This window comes from Arsukibacterium sp. (assembly GCF_033721375.1).
Lineage (GTDB): Bacteria > Pseudomonadota > Gammaproteobacteria > Enterobacterales > Alteromonadaceae > Alishewanella.
Window position 1 is genome coordinate 324,321 of the sequence record NZ_JAWWAP010000003.1, and the last position, 21,334, is coordinate 345,654.

Here is a 21,334-nt window from a genome sequence, read left to right on the forward strand (position 1 = left end):
GGCTCAGACACTCTGTGGCGCCCGATCCGGGATTCCAACCCGCAGCATGATAGCCTAATCATCCATGCAGCGATGCAAATAAAACAGCCCGCATTTGCGGGCTGTTTTATTACTCACTTCAGGCGTTACTTTTTAATCTTAACCGGCCGCTGCCAGCCTTCGATATGCCGCTGTTTAGCACGGGCTACCACTAACTCGCCATCGGCAGCATCCCGGGTTAGCACACTACCCGCTCCAACCGTAGCATTAACACCTACCGTTACCGGCGCCACCAGCGAACTGTTCGAGCCGATAAAGGCACCATCTTTTATGGTCGTAACAAACTTATTGGCACCGTCGTAGTTACAGGTAATGGTACCGGCACCGACGTTCACTTTGCTGCCAATAACTGCATCACCCAGATACGTTAAATGGTTAGCTTTGGAGCCTTTACCCAAAGTGGTTTTTTTCATTTCGACAAAGTTGCCGACATGGCTGTCGTCCAGCATTACGCTGTCTGGCCGCAAACGGGCATAAGGCCCGACTGAGCAGTCGCTGCCCACCGTGGCTTTTTCAATCATTGAGTTCGGCTTTATTTCGGTGTTATCACCAATGGTGCAGTCTTTTAAAATACAGTTAGCGCCAATAGTCACGCCTTTGCCCAGCACCACTTTGCCTTCAAAGATAACGTTAATGTCGATCATGACATCGTTACCGACCTCAACCGTACCACGAATATCCAGGCGGGCCGGATCATGCAAGTTAGCGCCAGAGAGCATTAGCTCAGCGGCCTTTCGCTGCTGATAAGCCCGCTCCAGTGCAGCAAGTTGCAACCGGTTGTTGGCACCTTCTACTTCCATCGGATCTTGCGGCTGGGCCGTGGCAATTTCAACACCTTCGCCATGGGCCATAGCAATCACATCGGTTAAGTAATATTCGCCCTGGGCATTACTGTTCGACAGTTTACTCAGCCAGTTTTTCAGCTGCTTACCCGGCAACGCCATAATGCCGCTGTTCACTTCATTAATCAGCAGTTGCTGCTGATTGGCATCTTTTTGCTCGACAATACCAACCACCTTACCGCTATTATTTTCACCAGCACGCATTATCCGGCCATAGCCGGTCGGGTTGGCTAAATTGACCGTTAAAATCGCCAGTCCTTCAGCCGGTTTTGCCGCCAGTAATTGCTGCAGGGTTTCTAAACGGGTTAGCGGCACATCGCCATACAGCACTAATACCGTATCGTCATCGGCAATATTCGGAACAGCCTGAGCCACCGCATGGCCGGTGCCTAACTGCTCGGCTTGTAATACCCAGTGTAACGGTTGTTCACCCATTGCTGCCTGTAAAGCCTCAGCACCATAGCCGTACACCAGTTGCGGCTTTTCTGCACCCAATGCCCGGGCGGTATCAATAACATGCTGCACCATTGGCCGTTCGGCTACTTTGTGCAACACCTTGGGTAAGTCTGATTTCATCCGTGTGCCTTTACCGGCCGCCAGAATTACTACATTTAAAGCCATAAAATAAATCCCTGTTATCGTCTGTCTGTTCGATAGTGCGCATATTCTAATAGGTACTTATTCTAATAGATATGGGCGCAGATTACAGGCGTGGCGTGAAGTTTTGCTGAATGAAAAACGCCACCCGCAGGTGGCGCTTTTATTTCAGCGTTTAACTAATGCTAGTTTTTTTCAGTTTCACCGATATATTTGTCAAAGAAGGCGAGCATTTTCTGCCAACGTTCAACGTTGTTTTCCGGCTTATAAAAACCATGACCTTCTTTCTCTTTTACCAGCCACTCATAAGGGTGGTTGCGTTTTTCCAGCTCATCTCTAAGCACTTCCGCCTGGATCAAAGGAACTCGCTGGTCTTCGGTACCATGAATGATAAAGATTGGTGCCTTTAATTTGTCCAGATTTTTAATCGCTGACTGCGCATCTAAACGCTCTTTATCTCGGCCAATGTACATTTCCAGGGTATTTAAGCCACCCTGTGATTCGGTCGTATCACCGTGTTCGTACATTAAATTCAGATCAGACATGCCAACAAAACTTACTGCACATTTGTACAAATCAGGCTCGCGTACCACGCTGGTGAGAGAGGCGTAGCCACCATACGAAGCACCATAAATACAAACCCGGTTTTTGTCGGCGATGCCTTCTTTAACCAGATGCATAACACCGTCTGTCATGTCGTCTATCATGGTAGTACCCCAATTCAGGTAACCCATTTGTAGAAATTCGCGGCCAAAACCACCTGAACCGCGAAAGTTTGGTTGTAACACGGCATAACCATGCTGCGCCAGAACCTTAGCGTCAGGGTCAATTTCCAGCGTATCCCGGATGCCGTGTGGCCCGCCATGTGGCAGCAGGATTAACGGCAGATCTTTGGCTTCCTTATCTCGAGGTAAGGTTAAAATGGCCTGAATATCCAAACCATCGCGGCTTTTATAAATAATCGCTTTAGTTTTAGCCAGCAATTCTGGCTTCATCCAGGGCCGGCCATTCAGCAGGAAGCTTAGCTGATTATTTTTAGTGTCAAACAGATAGAATTCCGGTGGATGATTAGCCGAACGAGCTGTCAGTACTAATATACTATTGTCGCGGGTTGTAGAACTAATACCAATCTTTTTATCAGGAAAGGCGGCTTTCAAACTCTGAATGTAGCCACTGAAAGTAACGTCCTTAATATCAGCAAAAAACACATCTTCATGAGCTTCATACTCATATGAAGCTCCAATAACTTCCTTCAAATGACCATTCTCAAAACTAAACCGCGGTGTAACATCCACTTTCGGATGATGTGCCAATACCTGCTCTTTACCGGTTTCCGGGTCCAGTATACTGATGGCTTTGGTATCGGTCTGAGTATCGCTTAGGCCAACTATCCGTTTGTTGTCGGGCAAAAACGCTATTGGTGTAAAGCTGCCATCACGCTGACCATAACGGCGCAGAGTTTGCCAGTCAGACTTTTCATCCTTGCGGTACATCATGATCATCTCATTATCATTTTCCTGATCAATACCAATAGCCATCCTGGCAATCCCGTCATTATCAGTAATCATCCCGGATGAACGCATCGGCGCCCTGGCTATTTGTCTAGTCCGGCCGGTTTCAATATTCAGTCGCTTTACCAAACTAAAAGAGCCCCGACGATTTGGTGTGCTGGTAGCAATTAACACGAATTTATCTTCATCAGGTAGGTAGTTAATAACCTGCGCTGGGGTTTTTTCATTTTCTGCCCGGTAACCAGTCAACATTCTGGCATTAGAACCATCGGCATCCACTGCAAATATCTCACCGGTGCCAACGGGTTGCTCCAGCGCACCTATATCCCGCACCAGGGTAATCAACAAGCGTTCATTATTAGCCCAATCAATCGACCCTATAGAATCACGACCGGTGAAATGGCGAACACTGATAATTTTATTTGTTTTGATATCAATAACGTTCAGGTAAATATTACCTTCATCACTACGACTGGTCGCCGCCAGGTATTTACCTGAAGGGGAAATTTCAATTTCCAGAAACTGAGATGGTCTGGCATAGTCTTCCAGAGTCAGCTCGGCGGCCTGCACGCTGGCGAAAGCCAGAAACAACCAACTTAACAATATTGCTCTCATATGTTACTACCTCTTACGCTAGTTACGACAACTTGCGACCAGCGACCTGTTTATTATTATTATCAATGTTCTGTTACAGCATTAACATTACCGTTTTCCTCACTGATTAACAACTGTTCAGAGCCAGTAACATCATATTGCATATCGACGATATACATTCTGTAGCCAATAAAAAAGCCACCCTAAGGTGGCTTTTCTGACAAACGTAAACTTACTTTTTGCGCAGTTTCTGAATTACCCGCAGCTGGGCAATGGCTTCTGCCAGTTGCGCTGCTGCTTCAGCGTAATTGAAATCTGCACCGGCGTGTTGCATTGCTTCAGTTGCCCGTTTCTGGGCATCTAATGCCGCCTGCTCGTCTAAGTCTTCGCCGCGTACCGCGACATCGGCCAGCACGGTAATGCTGTCGGGTTGTACTTCAAGTACGCCACCGGCCACATAAATTACGTGCTCTTCACCGAACTGCTTCACGATACGGACCATGCCAGGTTTCAGAGGAGTCAGTAACGGGGCGTGAAAAGGTAAAATACCTAACTCGCCCTCACTGCCTGTGACCTGCACGGACTCGACAAGGCCAGAGAAAATTTTCTCTTCAGCACTTACTACATCCAGTTGCACTGTCATCGCCATTTCGCTCTCCTAAAGCCTGGTTGCTTAAAGCTTTTTCGCTTTTTCGATCGCTTCGTCGATAGAGCCTACCATGTAGAAAGCCTGCTCTGGCAAGTGATCATATTCACCGTCCAGAATGCCTTTAAAGCCACGGATAGTTTCTTTCAGCGGTACGTATTTACCTGGCGAGCCAGTGAATACTTCAGCAACGAAGAACGGCTGAGACAGGAACCGCTGAATTTTCCGCGCACGGTAAACTAAGGTCCGGTCTTCATCAGACAGCTCGTCCATACCTAAGATGGCAATGATGTCTTTCAGCTCTTTGTAACGCTGCAGTACCGTTTGTACGCCACGCGCCACATCGTAGTGCTCTTTACCGATAACCAGCGGATCTAACTGCCGAGAGGTAGAATCCAGTGGGTCGATTGCCGGGTAAATACCCAGTGAAGCAATGTTCCGGCTCAGTACTACCGTTGCATCTAAGTGCGAGAACGTGGTTGCTGGCGACGGATCGGTTAAGTCATCCGCAGGGACATATACGGCCTGGATTGACGTGATAGAACCGGTTTTAGTAGAAGTGATACGCTCTTGTAACGCACCCATCTCTTCTGCCAGCGTTGGCTGATAACCTACTGCTGATGGCATCCGGCCTAACAAGGCTGATACTTCAGTACCGGCCAGGGTATAACGGTAGATGTTATCCACGAAGAACAGTACGTCACGGCCTTCTTCCCGGAACTTCTCCGCCATGGTTAAGCCGGTTAACGCTACGCGTAAACGGTTACCTGGTGGCTCGTTCATCTGACCATATACTAACGATACTTTATCCAGTACGTTTGAGTCTTTCATTTCATGATAGAAGTCGTTACCTTCCCGGGTCCGCTCACCGACACCGGCGAATACAGAGTAACCGCTGTGCTCGATCGCGATGTTCCGGATCAATTCCATCATGTTTACGGTTTTACCTACACCGGCACCACCGAACAAACCTACTTTACCGCCTTTGGCGAACGGGCATACTAAGTCAATAACTTTGATACCGGTTTCCAGCAGCGCGTTTGATGCCGCTTGCTCTTCGTATGAAGGCGCAGCGCGGTGAATTGACCAGCGCTCTTCTTCACCAATAGGGCCAGCTTCGTCAATCGGGTTACCTAATACGTCCATAATACGACCTAAGGTCGCTTTACCGACAGGAACCTGAATGGCTTTGCCTGAATTTCCAACTTTGGTACCACGACGTAAACCGTCGGTGGTGCCCATTGCGATAGTACGAACTGTACCGCCACCCAGCTGTTGCTGTACTTCCAGCACTAACCCAGCCAGATCACCGTCAGTCACGTTTAACGCGTCATAGATGCTAGGTACCGCTTCTTGTGGAAAATCGATATCCACAACGGCGCCAATGATTTGGACGACCTTACCTTGACTCATGATGTTTCCTCAAATTTCTCAAAACTGTTCACCTTAGCCTACAGCTGCCGCACCTGCGACAATTTCGCTGAGCTCCTGGGTAATAGCGGCCTGACGTGCTTTGTTGTACACCAATTTCAGGTCGTCCATTAAATTACCGGCATTGTCGGTAGCGGCTTTCATTGCCACCATCCGCGCAGCATGTTCGCTGGCTGCGTTTTCAACAACACCCTGGTAAACCTGTGACTCGATGTAGCGGTCCAGCAACATATCCAGGATAGGTTGCGGATCCGGCTCGTACAGGTAATCCCAGTTGTGCTCTTTTGGCGAAACTTCTGTTTGCGGCAAAGGTAAGAGTTGATCGATCACTGGCTCTTGCTTCATGGTATTGACAAACGTGTTGTATACCAGGAATAAGCGGTCGATGCGGCCATCCAGGTAAGCTTGCAGCATTACCTTAACCGTACCAATCACATCAGCCAAACGTGGTACGTCACCTGAACCCGTTTGTTGTGCTACAACTTTGCCGCCGAAACGCTTAAAGAACGCGGTGGCTTTGTTACCGATAACGGCAAACTCAGCTTCCACGTTCTGGTTTTTCCAGCTTTTCATTTCCAGCACAACTTTCTTAAACTCGTTGGTATTCAGGCCACCGCAAAGACCGCGATCGGTTGAAATAATAATGTAGCCAACCCGTTTTACGTCGCGCTCCGATAAATACGGATGACGATATTCGATGTTGCCCTGAGCAATATTACCGATAACTTTGCGCATACCTTCAGCGTATGGGCGGGTTGCAGCTACGCGCTCCTGCGCTTTGCGCATTTTGCTGACCGCAACTTTTTCCATAGCACTGGTGATCTTGCGAGTATTGTTAATACTCCCGATCTTACTTTTTATCTCTTTACCACCGGCCATGACTGTATCTCCGTTTCATTCAACGAACGGGGTGGCTGTCGCCACCCGCGTAATTTACCAAGTCTGAGTTGCTTTAAACTTCTCAATGGCCGCTTTCAGCGACGACTCGATTTGATCGTTGTAGTTACCGGTTTTCGCGATATCAGCCATTAGCTCGGCGTATTCGGCTTTCATAAAGCTGATCAAAGCAGATTCAAAATCCTGGATTTTGGCTACTTCAACATCTTTCAGGAAACCTTTTTCGATAGCGAAAATTGACACACCCATTTCACCAACGCTCATTGGGCTGTACTGCAGCTGTTTCATCAGCTCAGTAACCTTCTGACCATGTTCTAACTGGGCACGGGTTGCTTCATCCAGGTCAGATGCAAACTGCGCGAACGCTGCCAGCTCTGAGTACTGGGCTAATGCCAGACGAATACCACCACCTAATTTCTTGATGATCTTGGTTTGTGCTGCACCACCTACCCGCGATACTGAAATACCAGCGTTAACCGCAGGGCGGATACCAGCATTAAATAAATCAGATTCTAAGAAAATCTGACCATCAGTAATCGAGATTACGTTAGTCGGTACGAAAGCAGATACGTCACCAGCCTGGGTTTCAATAATTGGCAGCGCGGTTAATGAACCGGTCTTACCTTTTACTTCACCATTGGTTAAACGCTCAACATAGTCGGCATTAACCCGTGATGCCCGCTCCAGCAGACGTGAGTGAAGATAAAATACGTCACCCGGGTAAGCTTCACGGCCTGGCGGACGGCGTAGCAGTAACGAGATTTGACGGTAAGCTACAGCTTGCTTAGACAAATCATCATATACAATCAGCGCATCTTCACCGCGGTCACGGAAGTATTCGCCCATGGTACAGCCAGAATATGGCGCCAGGAACTGCAGTGCAGCCGCTTCAGAAGCTGATGCAACCACCACGATGGTGTTAGCCAGCGCGCCGTGCTCTTCCAGCTTGCGCACCACGTTAGCGATGGTAGAGGCTTTCTGACCAATGGCCACGTAAACACATTTAATACCGGTGTTTTTCTGGTTGATAATGGCATCGATTGCTAAGGCAGTTTTACCGGTCTGACGGTCACCGATTAACAATTCACGCTGACCACGACCGATAGGAATCATCGCATCAACAGATTTATAACCGGTTTGCATTGGCTGGTCGACTGACTGACGGTCGATTACGCCCGGGGCGATCTTTTCTACCGGCGCATAACCTGCAGCATCAATCGGGCCTTTACCATCAATAGGTGCACCTAAGGTATTTACCACACGGCCTAACAGCTGCGGGCCTACCGGTACTTCTAAAATACGGCCGGTGCTTTTTACTTTGGTACCTTCGGTTAAGTCCGCGTACGGACCCATTACCACGGCACCAACAGAATTGCGCTCTAAGTTAAGCGCGATAGCATAACGATTGCCAGGAAGCTCGATCATCTCACCTTGCATACAATCAGCAAGGCCATTAATCCGGATAATACCGTCAGTTACCTGGACGATAGTACCTTCGTTACGAGCTTCACTGACCACTTCAAACTGAGCAATACGACTCTTGATCAGTTCTGAAATTTCAGTGGAATTCAGTTGCATACTCTATTCCCCAATTACGACTGCAGCGCAGTTGCTAAACGATCCAGCTTACCGCGGACCGAGCCATCAATTACCATGTCACCTGCTTTGATCAGCATGCCGCCGACCATGTCAGGATTGACGCTACAGTTCAATTTAACTTTGCGTGCCAAACGTTGCGTTAATGCAGCTATCAGCTTGTTTTGTTGAGCTTTATCCAGCGCAGTGGCAGAAACTACGTCTACGGTAATTTCTTTCTCATACGCTGCTTTATGCTCAATAAAAGCATCCAATACTTCAGGCAACGCCAACAAGCGATGATTTTCAGCCATTACTTTAATAAAGTTCTGACCCTGCTCGTTGAGTTGCTCACCGCAAACCTGAAGAAACAGGTCGGCTTGCTTTTCAGCAACACCAGAAGTACGCAACAAGGCTGCAACCTGGTCGTTTTCTGCTACCTGCGCAGCAAAAGCCAGCATTTGCAGCCAGGCATCTAACGCATTTTGCTCAACTGCAAAATCGAAAGCGGCCTTAGCGTACGGACGAGCAATATTCGTCAAATCAGACATAGCTCATCCCCATTACAGTTCTTGTACCAGTTTTTCCAGAATGTCGCTGTGAGCAGCTTCGTCGATAGAACGTTGCAGAATGCGTTCTGCACCGGCTACCGCTAAGGCAGCTACCTGCTTGCGTAAATCTTCGCGTAAACGATTGCGTTCCGCTTCAATTTCGGCTTTAGTCTGGGCCAGGATAGTATCCCGCTCAGCATTCGCTTTCTGGGCCGCTTCTTCGATCATCTTCGCTTCGCGTTTTCTCGCTTGCTCAATAATTTCAGCCGCCTGCGCTTTAGCATCTTTTAACTGATCTTTGGCTTTATCCTGGGCCATCGCCAGGTCTTTTTCTGCCCGATCAGATGCTGCTAAACCGTCAGCAATTTTTTGTTGGCGCGCTTCGATGGCATTCATCAGTGGCGGCCATACAAACTTCATACAAAAAAGTACGAAGACGGCAAAAGCGATTAATTCACCTAACAGAGTGGCGTTTAAGTTCACGTCCGCTCCTCCTTATTTAGTTGTTCGACGAATAAAAACCTTCAATTACATTGCGAACAACATGTACATGGCGATACCAACACCGATCATAGCAACGGCATCGATAAGACCAGCAAGGATGAACATTTTAACTTGCAGTGAAGGGGCCAGTTCAGGCTGACGGGCACAAGCTTCCAGGAACTTACCACCCATGTTACCGAAACCCAGTGCAGTACCGATTGCACCGAAACCGATTAACAACGCTACAGCGATTAATTTAATAGCTACTGCAATTTCCATTTTTATCTCCGATATTTCTATAGTTAAAGTTAAAGTTAAAGTTAAAGTAAAAAATTAATGATTGTCTGAACTGGCCATACTTAAGTAAACAATGGTCAGCATCATAAACACGAACGCCTGCAACACAATGACCAGAATATGGAACACGGCCCAGACAAAGTGCAATGGCAACTGCGCCAGACCAATAGCACCAATCAGAATAAAGATCATTTCGCCGGCATACAGGTTACCGAATAACCGCAATGCCAGTGAAAACGGTTTTGCCACCAGCGCAATCAGTTCCAGCAATAAGTTGAACGGGATCAGGACAATCTGTAATGGTACGTTTTTAGTGCTGAACGGATGTAACGTCAGCTCTTTAATAAAGCCCAGTACACCTTTAATCCGGATAGAGTAACCAATCATCAGCAAAAATACGCCAATCGCCAGCGCGGCTGTCATATTGATATCTGTGGTCGGTACAATTTTCATATAGACATCGTGCGAGTCCATACCAAATGCCGTTTCACCAATAAAACCGGCTAAGGCTGGCAGGAAATCGACCGGCACTAAGTCCATCAGGTTCATTAAAAACACCCAGACAAAAATAGTTAATGCCAGTGGTGCGATTAATTTACTTCTGCCGTGGTAAGTGTCTTTAACGTTAGCCGCCACAAACTCGACCACCATTTCAACAAAGCACTGAAGCTTGCCCGGCACTCCGACGGTAGCTTTATTCGCCACGCTGCGGAATATCCACAAGAATAATATCCCCAGGCCAATAGACCACGCCAAGGTATCGACATGCCATGTCCAGAACCCGGCCTCGCTACACGCTTTGTTAAATGCGACACTGCCATCGACAGTACACATTTTCGCGTTAGTAAGGTGGTGCTGAATATGGCTAGACAGTGTTAACTCTTCACCTGCAGCCATGTTTCATCCCAATAGTTTAATGTTTAAAGAAAAACGGTGCTGTCCACTGTGTCAGTAAGGTGATCAGGAAACCAGTAATAAACGCCTCTGGTACTAAATGCTCCTGTTGTAACACTACTGCGCACAATATAACAGTTAACAATACTTTTAAGCTGTGACCGCGCATCAGCGCCGCCGCTACTCGTTGTGCCTGTTCTGCGCCACTGTAGCGAAACGCAAAAAAAGCGAATACAAAATTCGGAACCGCCGCGGCTAAACCACCTTTAAATGCCGATTTAGCCCCGGCGCTATCTGTCAGCAAAAAAAACGCCAGTGCTATACAACCGGCGACGATAACCTGGGCCAGTACTGCGAGATACGCTGACTTTCTGGCCTGGCTTGCAATATTTTCTGCCACTGTACCCCTCGTTGTAATAGCCCGTGCAGGGGTAGAAAAAACTTGCGAAAGTATACTTATTTGCCCCCGATTTGCAACAAAAAGCGGTTTTGACGGCGGCTTGTCCATAACATTGAGAAATAAAATGCTTAATCGGGCTCTGCTAATTGCATTTTGGCTAAAATACCGTCGAGCTCAGCCAGGCTACTGTAATTAATCACCAGATTACCTTTGCCTTTTTTGTTGTACATAATTTGCACCGGTGCCGCAAAACGCTCACTCAGCCGTTGTTCCAGGGCATCGACATCCGGATCTTTAGCTTTTGCTGCAGCGGGTGCTTTCGGTTCCAGAATCCGCCGCACCAGGCTTTCAGTCTCACGCACCGTCAATTGCTTATGCGCCACCAGCCGGGCAGTTTCTGACTGACTGTCATCGGTTAATGCCAGCAGCGCCCGGGCATGACCCATTTCAATATCGCCATGCTCCAGCAATACTTTAACATCATCGTTAAGGGCATTTAAGCGCAGCAAGTTAGTGACAGTAGCGCGGGACTTACCCACCGCATCAGCCACTTGCTGATGGGTCAGGTCAAATTCAGTCAGTAAACGGTCCAGTGCTACCGCCTCTTCCATTGCATTCAGATCTTCGCGCTGAATGTTTTCAATTAACGCTATAGCCACCGCTGCTTCGTCGGGCACATTTTTAATCAGACAGGGTACTTCGGCAAGCCTTGCCAGCTGGGCAGCACGCCAGCGCCGTTCGCCGGCAATAATTTCATAACTGTTGTCGCTAACTGCCCGCACCACTATTGGCTGAATAACGCCCTGAGCCCGGATCGAGCTGGCCAGATCTTCCAGAGCATCCTGCGACATGTCTTTGCGTGGCTGATATTTACCTGGCCTTAAAAACTCGACCGGCAGTTTCTGCAGCTCTGCAGATTGCTGGTTAGCGTGATTTTGCTCCGTCGTTTTATTTGACGTAAGTAAAGCATCTAAGCCCCGGCCTAAACCGCGTTTTTTAACCGCCATGCGCAAAAATATCCTTTAACTTATCGTGGTTATGCTGAGGTGGCTTTGCCACTGGTTTTTTTTTCAGAACGGCGCAGAATTTCGCCAGCCAGTGCCAGATAAGCTTTGGCGCCGGTTGAATTTTTATCGTAATACATCACCGGCGTGCCAAAACTGGGCGCTTCAGCCAGTCGTACATTACGGGGAATAACAGCCCGGTAAACCTTATCACCAAAATGTTGTTTCAACTGCTCCGACACGTCATTCGCCAGCCGGTTACGGGGGTCGTACATGGTACGCAGAATACCTTCTATTTTCAGATCTGCATTCACTACTGCCGCCAGTTTATTAATGGTATCAACCAGCGCAGTCAGACCTTCCAGCGCAAAATACTCGCATTGCATCGGTACCAGCACGGTATCGGCAGCCGCCATAGCGTTTACGGTTAACATATTTAATGAAGGCGGGCAGTCAATAAAGATAAAGTCATAACTGCTGCGATAATCTTTTAACGCCGTGCGCAGGCGCAGCTCGCGGGCAAACACGTCCATCAGTCTGACTTCGGCTGCGGTCACGTCGGAATTGGCAGCAATCAAATGGTAACCACCGCTGGTTTCCTTGACGATCACTTCAGGCAGCGGTTTCTGATCAATCAGTAATTCGTAAGCCGTGGCAGGCACTTCATATTTATCGACACCACTGCCCATGGTGGCGTTACCCTGCGGGTCGAGATCGATAAGCAAAACCTTGCGTTTGGTAGCTGCCATTGATGCTGCTAAATTAACAGCAGTGGTGGTTTTACCTACTCCACCTTTCTGATTGGCAATGGCGATGATTTTACCCACAAGGCTCCCTCATTATGGTTAAGCGCTGGTCATAACAACCAGATGCCGGCTGGCATCAAGTTCTGGTACCTGCAATGGTATAACTGCGCTTACTTTAACAAAATCCGGCAAAGCTGCAATTTCTTCTTGCACCGCAGCGCCTTTCATCGCGTAAAAATGGCCGTTTGCGGCTGGCAGATGGCGGCACCACTGCAGCATATCATGGGTAGAGGCAAAAGCCCGGCTAATAACGCCGTCATACAAGCGAGCTGGTTGATGTTGTTCAACCCGGCTTTGCACCGGCTGAATATTACTCAGGCCGAGTTGTAATTTAACCTGATTTAAAAAGCGGATCCGTTTGCCCAGGCTATCGAGCAAAGTAAAGTGTTTATCCGGGTAATATATTGCCAGCAATACGCCCGGTAAACCCGGGCCGGTACCAACATCGATAAAATGTTCGCCCTGCAAATAAGGAGCAATCACCAGACTGTCCATTACATGCTTAATCAGCATTTCAGCCGGATCCCGTACGGAGGTTAAGTTATAGGCACTGTTCCATTTATGCAGCAGCTGTACATAGTCCAGACACTGTTGCAACTGAACAGCTGTCAGTTGCAGGCTGGTTTGTGCAACCAGTTTTTGCAGTTTTTCGAGCATACCGATCCTTTCAGATACCACAGCGCCAGTTTAGGCTGATTTACGAAGTAAACCCTGTTTTTTCAGGTAAACCAACAGTAGCGAAATGGCCGCCGGGGTAATACCGGAAATCCGGGAAGCCTGGCCTACCGTGGCTGGCTGGCTTTGGTTTAATTTCATAATAACTTCATTTGATAAGCCTTTAACCGAACTGTAATCAAACGAGCCGGGTAATTTGGTCGCTTCATTGCGTTGTTGCTTGGCAATCTCTTCCTGCTGACGGTTAATATAACCTTCGTATTTTATCTGGATCTCTACTTGCTCTGCCGCTATTGGGTCTGCCAGCGCCGGGCCTAAATCAGTAATTTGCATTAACTGCTGATAGGTCATTTCAGGTCGGCGCACCAGTTCTTCTAAGTTAGCTTCGCGGCTAAGTGGGGTTTTCAGCAACTGGTTAACGGCGGTTAACGCCGCATGTTGCGGGTGAACCCAGCTTTGCCGTAACCGCTGGCGTTCCAGCTCAATTTGTTCCATTTTTTCATTGAATGCCTGCCAGCGGATATCATCTACCAGCCCTAATTCGCGGCCCTTAGCTGTCAATCGCGCGTCTGCGTTATCTTCACGCAACAACAAGCGGTACTCCGCCCTGCTGGTAAACATCCGGTACGGTTCTTTGGTGCCCTGGGTAGTCAGATCGTCAACTAACACACCTAAATAGGCCTGATCACGACTTGGTGCCCAGGCTTCGCGCTCAGTGGCAAACAGTGCAGCGTTGAGTCCGGCCAGCAACCCCTGAGCGCCCGCTTCTTCGTAACCAGTAGTGCCATTTATCTGCCCGGCGAAAAACAGGCCTTTAATGAATTTGGTTTGCAATGAGCTGGTGAGATCACGCGGATCGAAAAAATCATACTCAATTGCATAACCAGGGCGGGTGATATGGGCATTTTCCATACCTTTAATCGAGCGCACTATCGATAACTGTACATCAAAAGGCAAACTGGTGGAAATACCATTGGGATACAGCTCGTGGGTGGTTAAACCTTCAGGTTCAATAAAGATCTGATGCTTGTCTTTATCAGCAAAGCGCATCACTTTGTCTTCAATAGACGGGCAATAGCGCGGGCCAATACCTTCAATCACCCCGGTATACATTGGCGAGCGATCCAGGTTGTCACGGATAACCTGATGAGTATGATCATTGGTATAGGTGATATAACACGGGATCTGAGCCGGGTGATCTGCATGCTTGCCTAAAAAGGAAAACACCGGCGTTGGATTATCACCAGGCTGGGCCTGCATCACTGAAAAATCGACCGTTCTGGCATCAATTCTTGGTGGCGTGCCGGTTTTTAAGCGGTCAACCCTAAATGGCAGTTCACGTAGTCGTTTTGCTAAAGCAATGGATGGCGGATCACCAGCTCTGCCACCTGAAAATTGTTCCAGGCCAATGTGGATTTGACCACCTAAGAAAGTACCTACCGTTAATACAACTGATTTGGCGCGGAATTTTAAGCCCATCTGGGTAACTACACCAACAACCTGATCGTTTTCGACGATCAGATCATCACAGGCTTGCTGAAATATCCGCAGGTTAGGCTGATTTTCCAGGATCTGGCGAATGGCAGCACGGTATAACTGGCGGTCAGCCTGAGCCCGGGTGGCACGGACAGCAGGGCCTTTTGAGCTGTTCAGGGTCCGGAACTGAATACCGCCTTTGTCTGCGGCAATGGCCATAGCACCGCCGAGCGCATCAATTTCTTTTACCAGATGGCCTTTGCCAATTCCACCTATTGCCGGGTTGCATGACATCTGGCCCAGGGTTTCAACGTTATGAGTGAGTAATAACGTTTGCAAACCCATACGGGCAGCAGCTAAGGCAGCTTCGGTACCAGCATGGCCGCCACCGACAACGATCACATCAAAAGTTTCTTGATACAACATAACTGCCTCAACTAGGGCACGATGGCCACTTTAAAATAGGGCGCATATTGTAGCGCGATCCTGGCACTTGTGAAACGTCTAAAGTCGCTGCGGATCGCATTAATATATATAAGATCTATTTAAAGATCTTTTTACTACTATTACTACTAAGCAGACTGTTTTCAGTGGATAAGCGATTATTACGATATGGGATCAATAGCTTAAATAGGATCTGATCCTGTGATCAAGGTTGGATCAAGTCGGGTTAAACAAGTGGACAACTAGCTTGGTTATGCACAGGGCTTGCTGATATTTTTTTTATAAAGTGCATAAGTACAGGTTATTAACCGTATAAACGTAGTTTTATACACATATAGATTAGTTTAAATAGAACATTGTTGATAAGTTGGGAGTAACCGAACGCAGTTATTTAGCAATATAATCGCTAAAAGCAGGATTTATCAACGCTTTATCAGAGTATTGTTAAGCAGATTTGTGTTGTTAAGAGTACATTGGCGCCTGGTTGGTTTTATTGCTGAGGTCAACCGGGAGCAGAGACTTGTATATCTGTTCTTCCTGAGATACTTGTGTTTTGGCGAGTGGTAATCACTCGCCTTTTTTTATGCTGGCGATAAACTGCGGTAGCCACACCAGAGCTTGATCTTCAGGTAAATCAGCGGTCAGCACATCTATTTCCAGATTTTCCAACAGTGGTTTTGCGCCATGTTGTTGCATTAGATCGCGCAAGGTTCTGCCTGCCTGACAAAAAGTATCGTAACTGGAGTCACCTAAAGTGATCACGGCGAAGGAAAGTGTGGTAAGATCACGCCGATCTTGTGCTAATTGATCCGCAAAGGGTTGAATATTATCAGGCAGATCTCCTGCGCCATAGGTGGATGTGATCACTAACCAGATGTGAGTCGGGTTTAGCTGATCCAAATCGGGTTGAAGATGAAGTGAAGCTTCATATCCCGCTTGTACCAGTGTTTCAGCAACTTGTTCTGCCACATATTCCGCTGCGCCCATTTGGCTGCCAACGAGGATTTCTATCATGGTGATCCTCCAGGTGGTAAATGTTTGGCTATACTACTGGAATAAAATCGGGAAAAGCTATGTCTTTTGCCCGTTTTCGTGTTTTTACTGCATTGCAGGCCAGGTAAAAACAACAATAGCACTTACCAACAAGCCTGCGTGTGATTGAGGTTATAACAACGTATGTCTGAAACTTTGTCTTTTTCCCAGCTAATGCTGCCGGAACCGCTGGTACGCGCGGTCACTGAACTTGGTTATGAAACACCCTCGCCTATCCAGGCCGCGGCTATTCCAAAACTATTAGCTGGTGAAGACGTATTGGGCCAGGCGCAAACAGGCACCGGTAAAACCGGCGCTTTTGCTCTGCCTTTACTTGCGCGGCTTGACCCTGCGCAAAACGATCCGCAAATTCTGGTGCTGGCGCCAACCCGTGAACTGGCAATTCAGGTAGCCGAAGCTTTCCAGGCTTATGCACGCTACATGCCGGCATTTCATGTACTGCCTTTATATGGTGGTCAGAGCTATACCAATCAGTTGAAATCACTGAAACGGGGTTCGCAGGTTATTGTCGGTACCCCTGGACGTATTCTGGACCATTTAGATCGCGGCACCCTGAAGCTGGATAAACTACGGGCCATTGTGCTGGATGAAGCCGATGAAATGTTGCGGATGGGCTTTATCGATGATGTGCAAACCATTATGGATGCCACCCCGCCGGGCCGTCAGGTAGCAATGTTTTCGGCTACCATGCCGGCACAAATCCGTGCTATTGCCCAGAAACATTTAAAAAATGCTGAAGAAATTAAAATTGCCTCAAAAACCAGTACCGTTGAGCGGATAACTCAGCGTTACGTTATGCTCGACGCCAATCAGAAGCTGGATGCGTTAACCCGGTTGCTGGAAGGTGAAGAGTACGATGCCAGCATCGTGTTTGTCCGCACCAAAAGTGCCACTGAAGAAATTGCTGAAAAACTGGGTGCCCGCGGTTATGCCGTGGCCTGTTTAAATGGTGACATGAACCAGGCGCATCGTGAGCAAACTATCCGCCGGATGAAAGCCAGCCAGCTTGATATTATTGTTGCTACTGACGTTGCCGCCCGTGGCCTGGACGTGGAGCGGATTAGTTTGGTGGTTAACTACGATATTCCGTATGACAGTGAAGCTTATGTCCACCGCATTGGCCGTACCGGTCGTGCCGGGCGTGAAGGTAAAGCCATTTTGTTTGTATCGCCACGTGAGCGGCGTTTACTACGGACCATTGAGCACGCGACCAAGCAACCGATTGAGCAAATGTCACTGCCTACCGGCCAGGTGATTGAGCAACGTCGTATTGAGTCGTTCCGGGAGCAACTGGCCCAGACCATCGAAACCCAGAATCTGAGTTTCTTTCAGGAGCTGGTAACCGACTGGCGCGAAAAGCTGGAAACCACCGATGTTGATCTTGCTGCGGCATTATTGTATCTGGCACAGAAAGATCAGCCGTTAAATGTCGCCAAGCAGTTTCCGGAATTACGTCAGCCGCATGCCCGTGGTGAACGGGAAGAGCGGCCACGGCGTGAACGCAGCGACCGTCCTGAGCGCTCAGCTGAGCGTGGTGGCGAGCGACCAGATCGTGGCCCGCGGGTACGCCGGGAAATGAAAGGTGATTACAACAATTACCGGATTGAAGTCGGCAAAGAGCATGGCGTTCGTGCCGGCGACATCGTTGGCGCTATTGCCAATGAAGCCAATATCGACAGCCAGTTTATCGGGAATATAAAACTGTTTGATCACTTCAGCACGGTTGAATTGCCAGCCAATATTCCGGCTGAAATTTTCCAGCACCTGAAAAAAGTTTACGTGCGTAAGCAAAAACTGAATATCAGTATTGATACCGGTAGTGCTGCAGCTAACACTGGCTCAAACAGTGGTGGTGAGCGGCGCAGTGGGCCTGGCCCAAGGCCGGGTGCTGCACCCCGGGCACCTCGTAAACCACGTGACTAAACATTGTTAGTCAGCCAAAAAATCAGGCCCCGCATATTGCGGGGTTTTTTTTGGCGACAGATTAACCAATTTACGTGCTGAAGCTGCTTGTTTACCTTTCCGAACTTTCTTATTGTAATCGGCTTGTTGTAAGCGCCTAATTTTTAGAAGAGAGTTTGCTGATTATGTCTGCTGTGTTGTCCCGTATTTCCCGCCGTTCCCCCCCTTTATTTGTAGTCTGCAGTCTGTTGGCAACATTGTTTTGCAACACTGTTGCTGCCGATGGTGCTATCCGTCAGACCAAAGGTGATTTTGAGGACAAATTCCGTCAGTTAGACGAAGTGCTGCCAACACCGAATATCTATCGCAATGCGGCAGGTGAGCCAGGCCAGCAATACTGGCAGCAGCAGGTAGACTATAAAATGGACGTGGTGCTGGATGAAGCAAAACGCCGGCTTAGCACCAAACAGCAAATAAGTTATCAGAATAACTCGCCATATACCCTGAAGTATCTGTGGCTGCATCTTGATCAGAATATTTTCAAAAATGATTCTATGGCCGAGTTGAGTACCGATTTTGGCGGGATTGGCCGCCGTGGTCCGGCAACATCAGTCGGTGATGGTGAGATCACTGCCCGCCTGAGTCTGGAAGAATTACGCCGCCAGCAATTTATGGCGGATAACGAGTTAGGCTTTCAGATTGCCAATGTAAAAAGCAGTAATGGCAAAGCGCTGCCGGTAACCCTGGTCGGCACCTTAATGCGGATTGATCTGGATAAACCGTTAAAACCGGGTCAGCAACTCGATTTCAGTCTGGATTTCGCCTTTAACATTGTCGAAGAAGATGCGGTATCGGCCCGTGCTGGTTATGAGCATTTTCCTAAAGATGACCGCGAGGGTGGTAATGATATTTTCCTGCTGGCGCAATGGTTTCCACGCTTAGTAGCCTATACCGATTACGAAGCCTGGACCAATAAAGAATTTTTAGGTCGTGGTGAGTTTACCCTGGAGTTTGGTAATTACGACGTTAAGCTGACGGTACCGGCTGATCATATCGTGTCATCGACCGGTGAGCTGCAAAATAGTAGTAAAGTGCTGACCTCGGAACAAATAAACCGCTTAGAAAAGGCCAAAACTGCCAAACGGCCGGTATTTATCGTTACCGAGCAGGAAGCGCTGGAAAACGAAAAAGCCGGCACAGATCAGACGAAAACCTGGCACTTTAAAGCGAATAAGGTGCGCGATTTTGCCTGGGCTTCCTCCCGTAAGTTTATCTGGGACGCCAAAGGCTATCAGCAAGGGGGCAGTGAGCAGCCATTTGTGATGGCAATGTCATTTTATCCGAAGGAAGGTGGCGAGCTATGGCAGAAATATTCCACTGAAGCTGTGGTTCATACCATGGAAGTGTATTCCCGCTTTTCGTTTGATTATCCCTATCCGGTGGCGCAATCGGTTAATGGCCCGGTCGGTGGGATGGAATACCCGATGATTACCTTTAACGGCCCGCGCACTAAGTTACAGGACGATGGCAGCCGCACTTACTCGCAAGCAGAAAAACGCTTTCTGATTGGTGTCGTTATCCATGAAGTTGGCCATATTTACTTTCCGATGGTTGTAAATTCTGACGAGCGGCAATGGACCTGGATGGACGAAGGTCTGAACAGTTTTCTGGATGGGGTAGCTGGCCGGGAATGGGATCCGACTATTCCGTGGGGCGTTGAACCGCGCGATATCGTTGATTATATGAAATCTGATATCCAGGTGCCTATTATGACCCAGTCAGACAGCGTATTACGATTAGGCCCTAATGCCTATACCAAGCCAGCAGCAGCACTGAATATTCTGCGAGAAGTGATCCTGGGCCGGGAACTGTTTGATTTTGCCTTTAAAGAGTATGCTACCCGCTGGAAGTTTAAACGGCCGACCCCGGCTGATTTTTTCCGGACTATGGAAGAGGCCAGTGGCGTTGATCTGGATTGGTTCTGGCGCGGCTGGTTTTACAGCACCGATCATGTCGATATTTCGCTGGATAAGGTGTTTCAGCTGCGTTTAGACACCAAAAACCCGGACATTGATTTTCAGCGTCAGCGCCAGCAGGAGCTGGATAAACCGGTATCGTTGTTTGTTGAACGGAACAAAGCCGAAGGCAAGGTACTGTGGATAGATCAGAACCCGGACGTCCGTGATTTTTATGATGAAAACGATCGCTTTACCGTCACCAATAAAGAGCGCAACGCTTATCAGAAATTTCTGCATGAGCTTGAGCCCTGGGAGCGTACTGCTTTTGAGCGGGCGGTAGCCGAAGATAAAAACTACTATGTACTGCAATTCAGTAATAAAGGCGGCTTAGTTATGCCAATATTATTACAGCTAAGCTATGCCGATGGTACCACTGAACAGCAGTATATCCCGGCAGAGATCTGGCGCCGTAGCCCGAAAGCCGTCAATAAACTTATTGTTACTGCTAAAGATAAAGTGCTGCAGGACGTGATTATTGACCCTAAATGGGAAACTGCGGACGTTGATATTGAAAACAACTTTTACCCACGACGGATCGTGCCATCCCGGATTGAGGCTTATAAGTCGGAGAAAAGCAAAGCGAAAGTCAGCCGCGATATTATGCAGGACATTAAAACCGAAGTGAAAGATCCGGCCAAAAAATCAGAAACTGACAAGTCAGCAGAGCAGGGCGGCAACTAATGCGCGGCGTGCTGAGTCTGCTGTTACTGGTCTGCTGCTGTGGCCAGCTGGCAGCCCATGAGATGAAAACAGCGCTGAGTAAAGTGCTGTTTAATTCACGCACTGGCAATATTGAAGTGATGCATCGTTTTTATGTGCATGATGCCGAGCATGGCGTAAAGCAGTTGTTCGACAAAAACGCCGATTTGCTGAACAACAAGCAGACTCAGCAATTATTTAACCAGTATGTGGCTGAACACTTCAGCCTCAGCTCGCTGGCAGGCGAGCCTATCGCATTAAGCCTGGTTGGCGGTCAGCTGGATGGTCGCTTTTACTGGGTCTATCAGGAAGCGGCGATAGTGCCGGACTTGCGGGGGCTGACAATCCAACACAGCTCGCTGCAGCAGCTGTGGCCAGCGCAGGTGAATACCGTCAATATTGAGGGCAGGGGCGAGATCAGAACGCTAAGTTTCGACAATAAAACCACCAGCTTGCAGTTAAGTTTTCAGCCTTAGCTTTAAAAACTGCGGGTTTGCCGC

19 protein-coding genes are annotated in these 21,334 nt (G+C 48.3%); 3 read left to right on the plus strand and 16 right to left on the minus strand.

Annotated features, from left to right (window positions below; genetic code table 11):
• Positions 1–125: 125 nt before the first annotated feature.
• The 16 genes from glmU to mioC form a co-directional block, all read right to left on the minus strand.
• Positions 126–1,502 carry a bifunctional UDP-N-acetylglucosamine diphosphorylase/glucosamine-1-phosphate N-acetyltransferase GlmU gene (glmU, locus tag R3187_RS06560; protein WP_318965891.1) on the minus strand — a complete coding sequence of 459 codons (1,377 nt, stop codon included), beginning with the start codon at positions 1,500–1,502 and terminating at the stop codon, positions 126–128.
• Between the two features lie 161 nt (positions 1,503–1,663).
• A complete protein-coding gene (locus tag R3187_RS06565; protein WP_318965892.1) occupies positions 1,664–3,604 on the minus strand; it encodes a S9 family peptidase in 1,941 nt (646 codons plus the stop codon).
• A 211-nt stretch (positions 3,605–3,815) separates the two neighbouring features.
• Positions 3,816–4,232 carry a F0F1 ATP synthase subunit epsilon gene (locus tag R3187_RS06570; RefSeq protein WP_019676211.1) on the minus strand — a complete coding sequence of 139 codons (417 nt, stop codon included), beginning with the start codon at positions 4,230–4,232 and terminating at the stop codon, positions 3,816–3,818.
• 24 nt (positions 4,233–4,256) lie between these two features.
• The gene (atpD, locus tag R3187_RS06575) at positions 4,257–5,642 is read right to left on the minus strand and encodes a F0F1 ATP synthase subunit beta (protein ID WP_318965893.1); all 1,386 of its coding nucleotides are present in this window, start codon (positions 5,640–5,642) and stop codon (positions 4,257–4,259) included.
• Between the two features lie 33 nt (positions 5,643–5,675).
• Positions 5,676–6,539, minus strand: a complete 864-nt coding sequence (gene atpG / locus R3187_RS06580; RefSeq protein WP_318965894.1) for a F0F1 ATP synthase subunit gamma — start codon at positions 6,537–6,539, stop codon at positions 5,676–5,678.
• A gap of 54 nt (positions 6,540–6,593) precedes the next feature.
• On the minus strand, positions 6,594–8,135 hold the full coding sequence (gene atpA / locus R3187_RS06585; protein WP_318965895.1) for a F0F1 ATP synthase subunit alpha: 1,542 nt from the start codon (positions 8,133–8,135) through the stop codon (positions 6,594–6,596).
• A 14-nt stretch (positions 8,136–8,149) separates the two neighbouring features.
• Entirely contained in the window at positions 8,150–8,683 is a 534-nt protein-coding gene (gene atpH, locus R3187_RS06590) for a F0F1 ATP synthase subunit delta (RefSeq protein ID WP_318965896.1), read from the minus strand.
• Positions 8,684–8,695: 12 nt separating this feature from the next.
• Positions 8,696–9,166, minus strand: coding sequence for a F0F1 ATP synthase subunit B (gene atpF / locus R3187_RS06595; protein WP_318965897.1), 471 nt, complete (start codon positions 9,164–9,166; stop codon positions 8,696–8,698).
• Between the two features lie 45 nt (positions 9,167–9,211).
• Entirely contained in the window at positions 9,212–9,445 is a 234-nt protein-coding gene (gene atpE, locus R3187_RS06600) for a F0F1 ATP synthase subunit C (RefSeq protein ID WP_062483651.1), read from the minus strand.
• A gap of 54 nt (positions 9,446–9,499) precedes the next feature.
• Positions 9,500–10,360, minus strand: coding sequence for a F0F1 ATP synthase subunit A (atpB, locus tag R3187_RS06605; RefSeq protein ID WP_318965898.1), 861 nt, complete (start codon positions 10,358–10,360; stop codon positions 9,500–9,502).
• 16 nt (positions 10,361–10,376) lie between these two features.
• A complete protein-coding gene (locus R3187_RS06610) occupies positions 10,377–10,757 on the minus strand; it encodes an ATP synthase subunit I (RefSeq protein WP_318965899.1) in 381 nt (126 codons plus the stop codon).
• A gap of 128 nt (positions 10,758–10,885) precedes the next feature.
• Entirely contained in the window at positions 10,886–11,764 is an 879-nt protein-coding gene (locus R3187_RS06615; protein ID WP_318965900.1) for a ParB/RepB/Spo0J family partition protein, read from the minus strand.
• Positions 11,765–11,793: 29 nt separating this feature from the next.
• Positions 11,794–12,588 (minus strand): ParA family protein, encoded by a 795-nt coding sequence (locus R3187_RS06620; protein ID WP_318965901.1) that lies wholly within the window; start codon positions 12,586–12,588, stop codon positions 11,794–11,796.
• Positions 12,589–12,606: 18 nt separating this feature from the next.
• A complete protein-coding gene (rsmG, locus tag R3187_RS06625) occupies positions 12,607–13,224 on the minus strand; it encodes a 16S rRNA (guanine(527)-N(7))-methyltransferase RsmG (protein ID WP_318965902.1) in 618 nt (205 codons plus the stop codon).
• A gap of 30 nt (positions 13,225–13,254) precedes the next feature.
• On the minus strand, positions 13,255–15,144 hold the full coding sequence (mnmG, locus tag R3187_RS06630) for a tRNA uridine-5-carboxymethylaminomethyl(34) synthesis enzyme MnmG (protein ID WP_318965903.1): 1,890 nt from the start codon (positions 15,142–15,144) through the stop codon (positions 13,255–13,257).
• Between the two features lie 585 nt (positions 15,145–15,729).
• Positions 15,730–16,176, minus strand: coding sequence for an FMN-binding protein MioC (gene mioC / locus R3187_RS06635; RefSeq protein ID WP_318965904.1), 447 nt, complete (start codon positions 16,174–16,176; stop codon positions 15,730–15,732).
• A 162-nt stretch (positions 16,177–16,338) separates the two neighbouring features.
• Here mioC and R3187_RS06640 point away from each other — a divergent pair, with 162 nt between their 5' ends.
• From R3187_RS06640 to R3187_RS06650, 3 genes are all read left to right on the plus strand, one after another.
• Positions 16,339–18,138: a DEAD/DEAH box helicase gene (locus R3187_RS06640; protein WP_318965905.1), complete on the plus strand. Its 1,800-nt coding sequence runs from the start codon at positions 16,339–16,341 to the stop codon at positions 18,136–18,138.
• Between the two features lie 227 nt (positions 18,139–18,365).
• The gene (locus tag R3187_RS06645) at positions 18,366–20,816 is read left to right on the plus strand and encodes a M1 family metallopeptidase (RefSeq protein ID WP_318965906.1); all 2,451 of its coding nucleotides are present in this window, start codon (positions 18,366–18,368) and stop codon (positions 20,814–20,816) included.
• On the plus strand, positions 20,816–21,310 hold the full coding sequence (locus R3187_RS06650) for a DUF6702 family protein (protein ID WP_318965907.1): 495 nt from the start codon (positions 20,816–20,818) through the stop codon (positions 21,308–21,310). Before R3187_RS06645 ends, R3187_RS06650 begins: the two co-directional genes overlap by 1 nt.
• Positions 21,311–21,334: the final 24 nt, after the last annotated feature.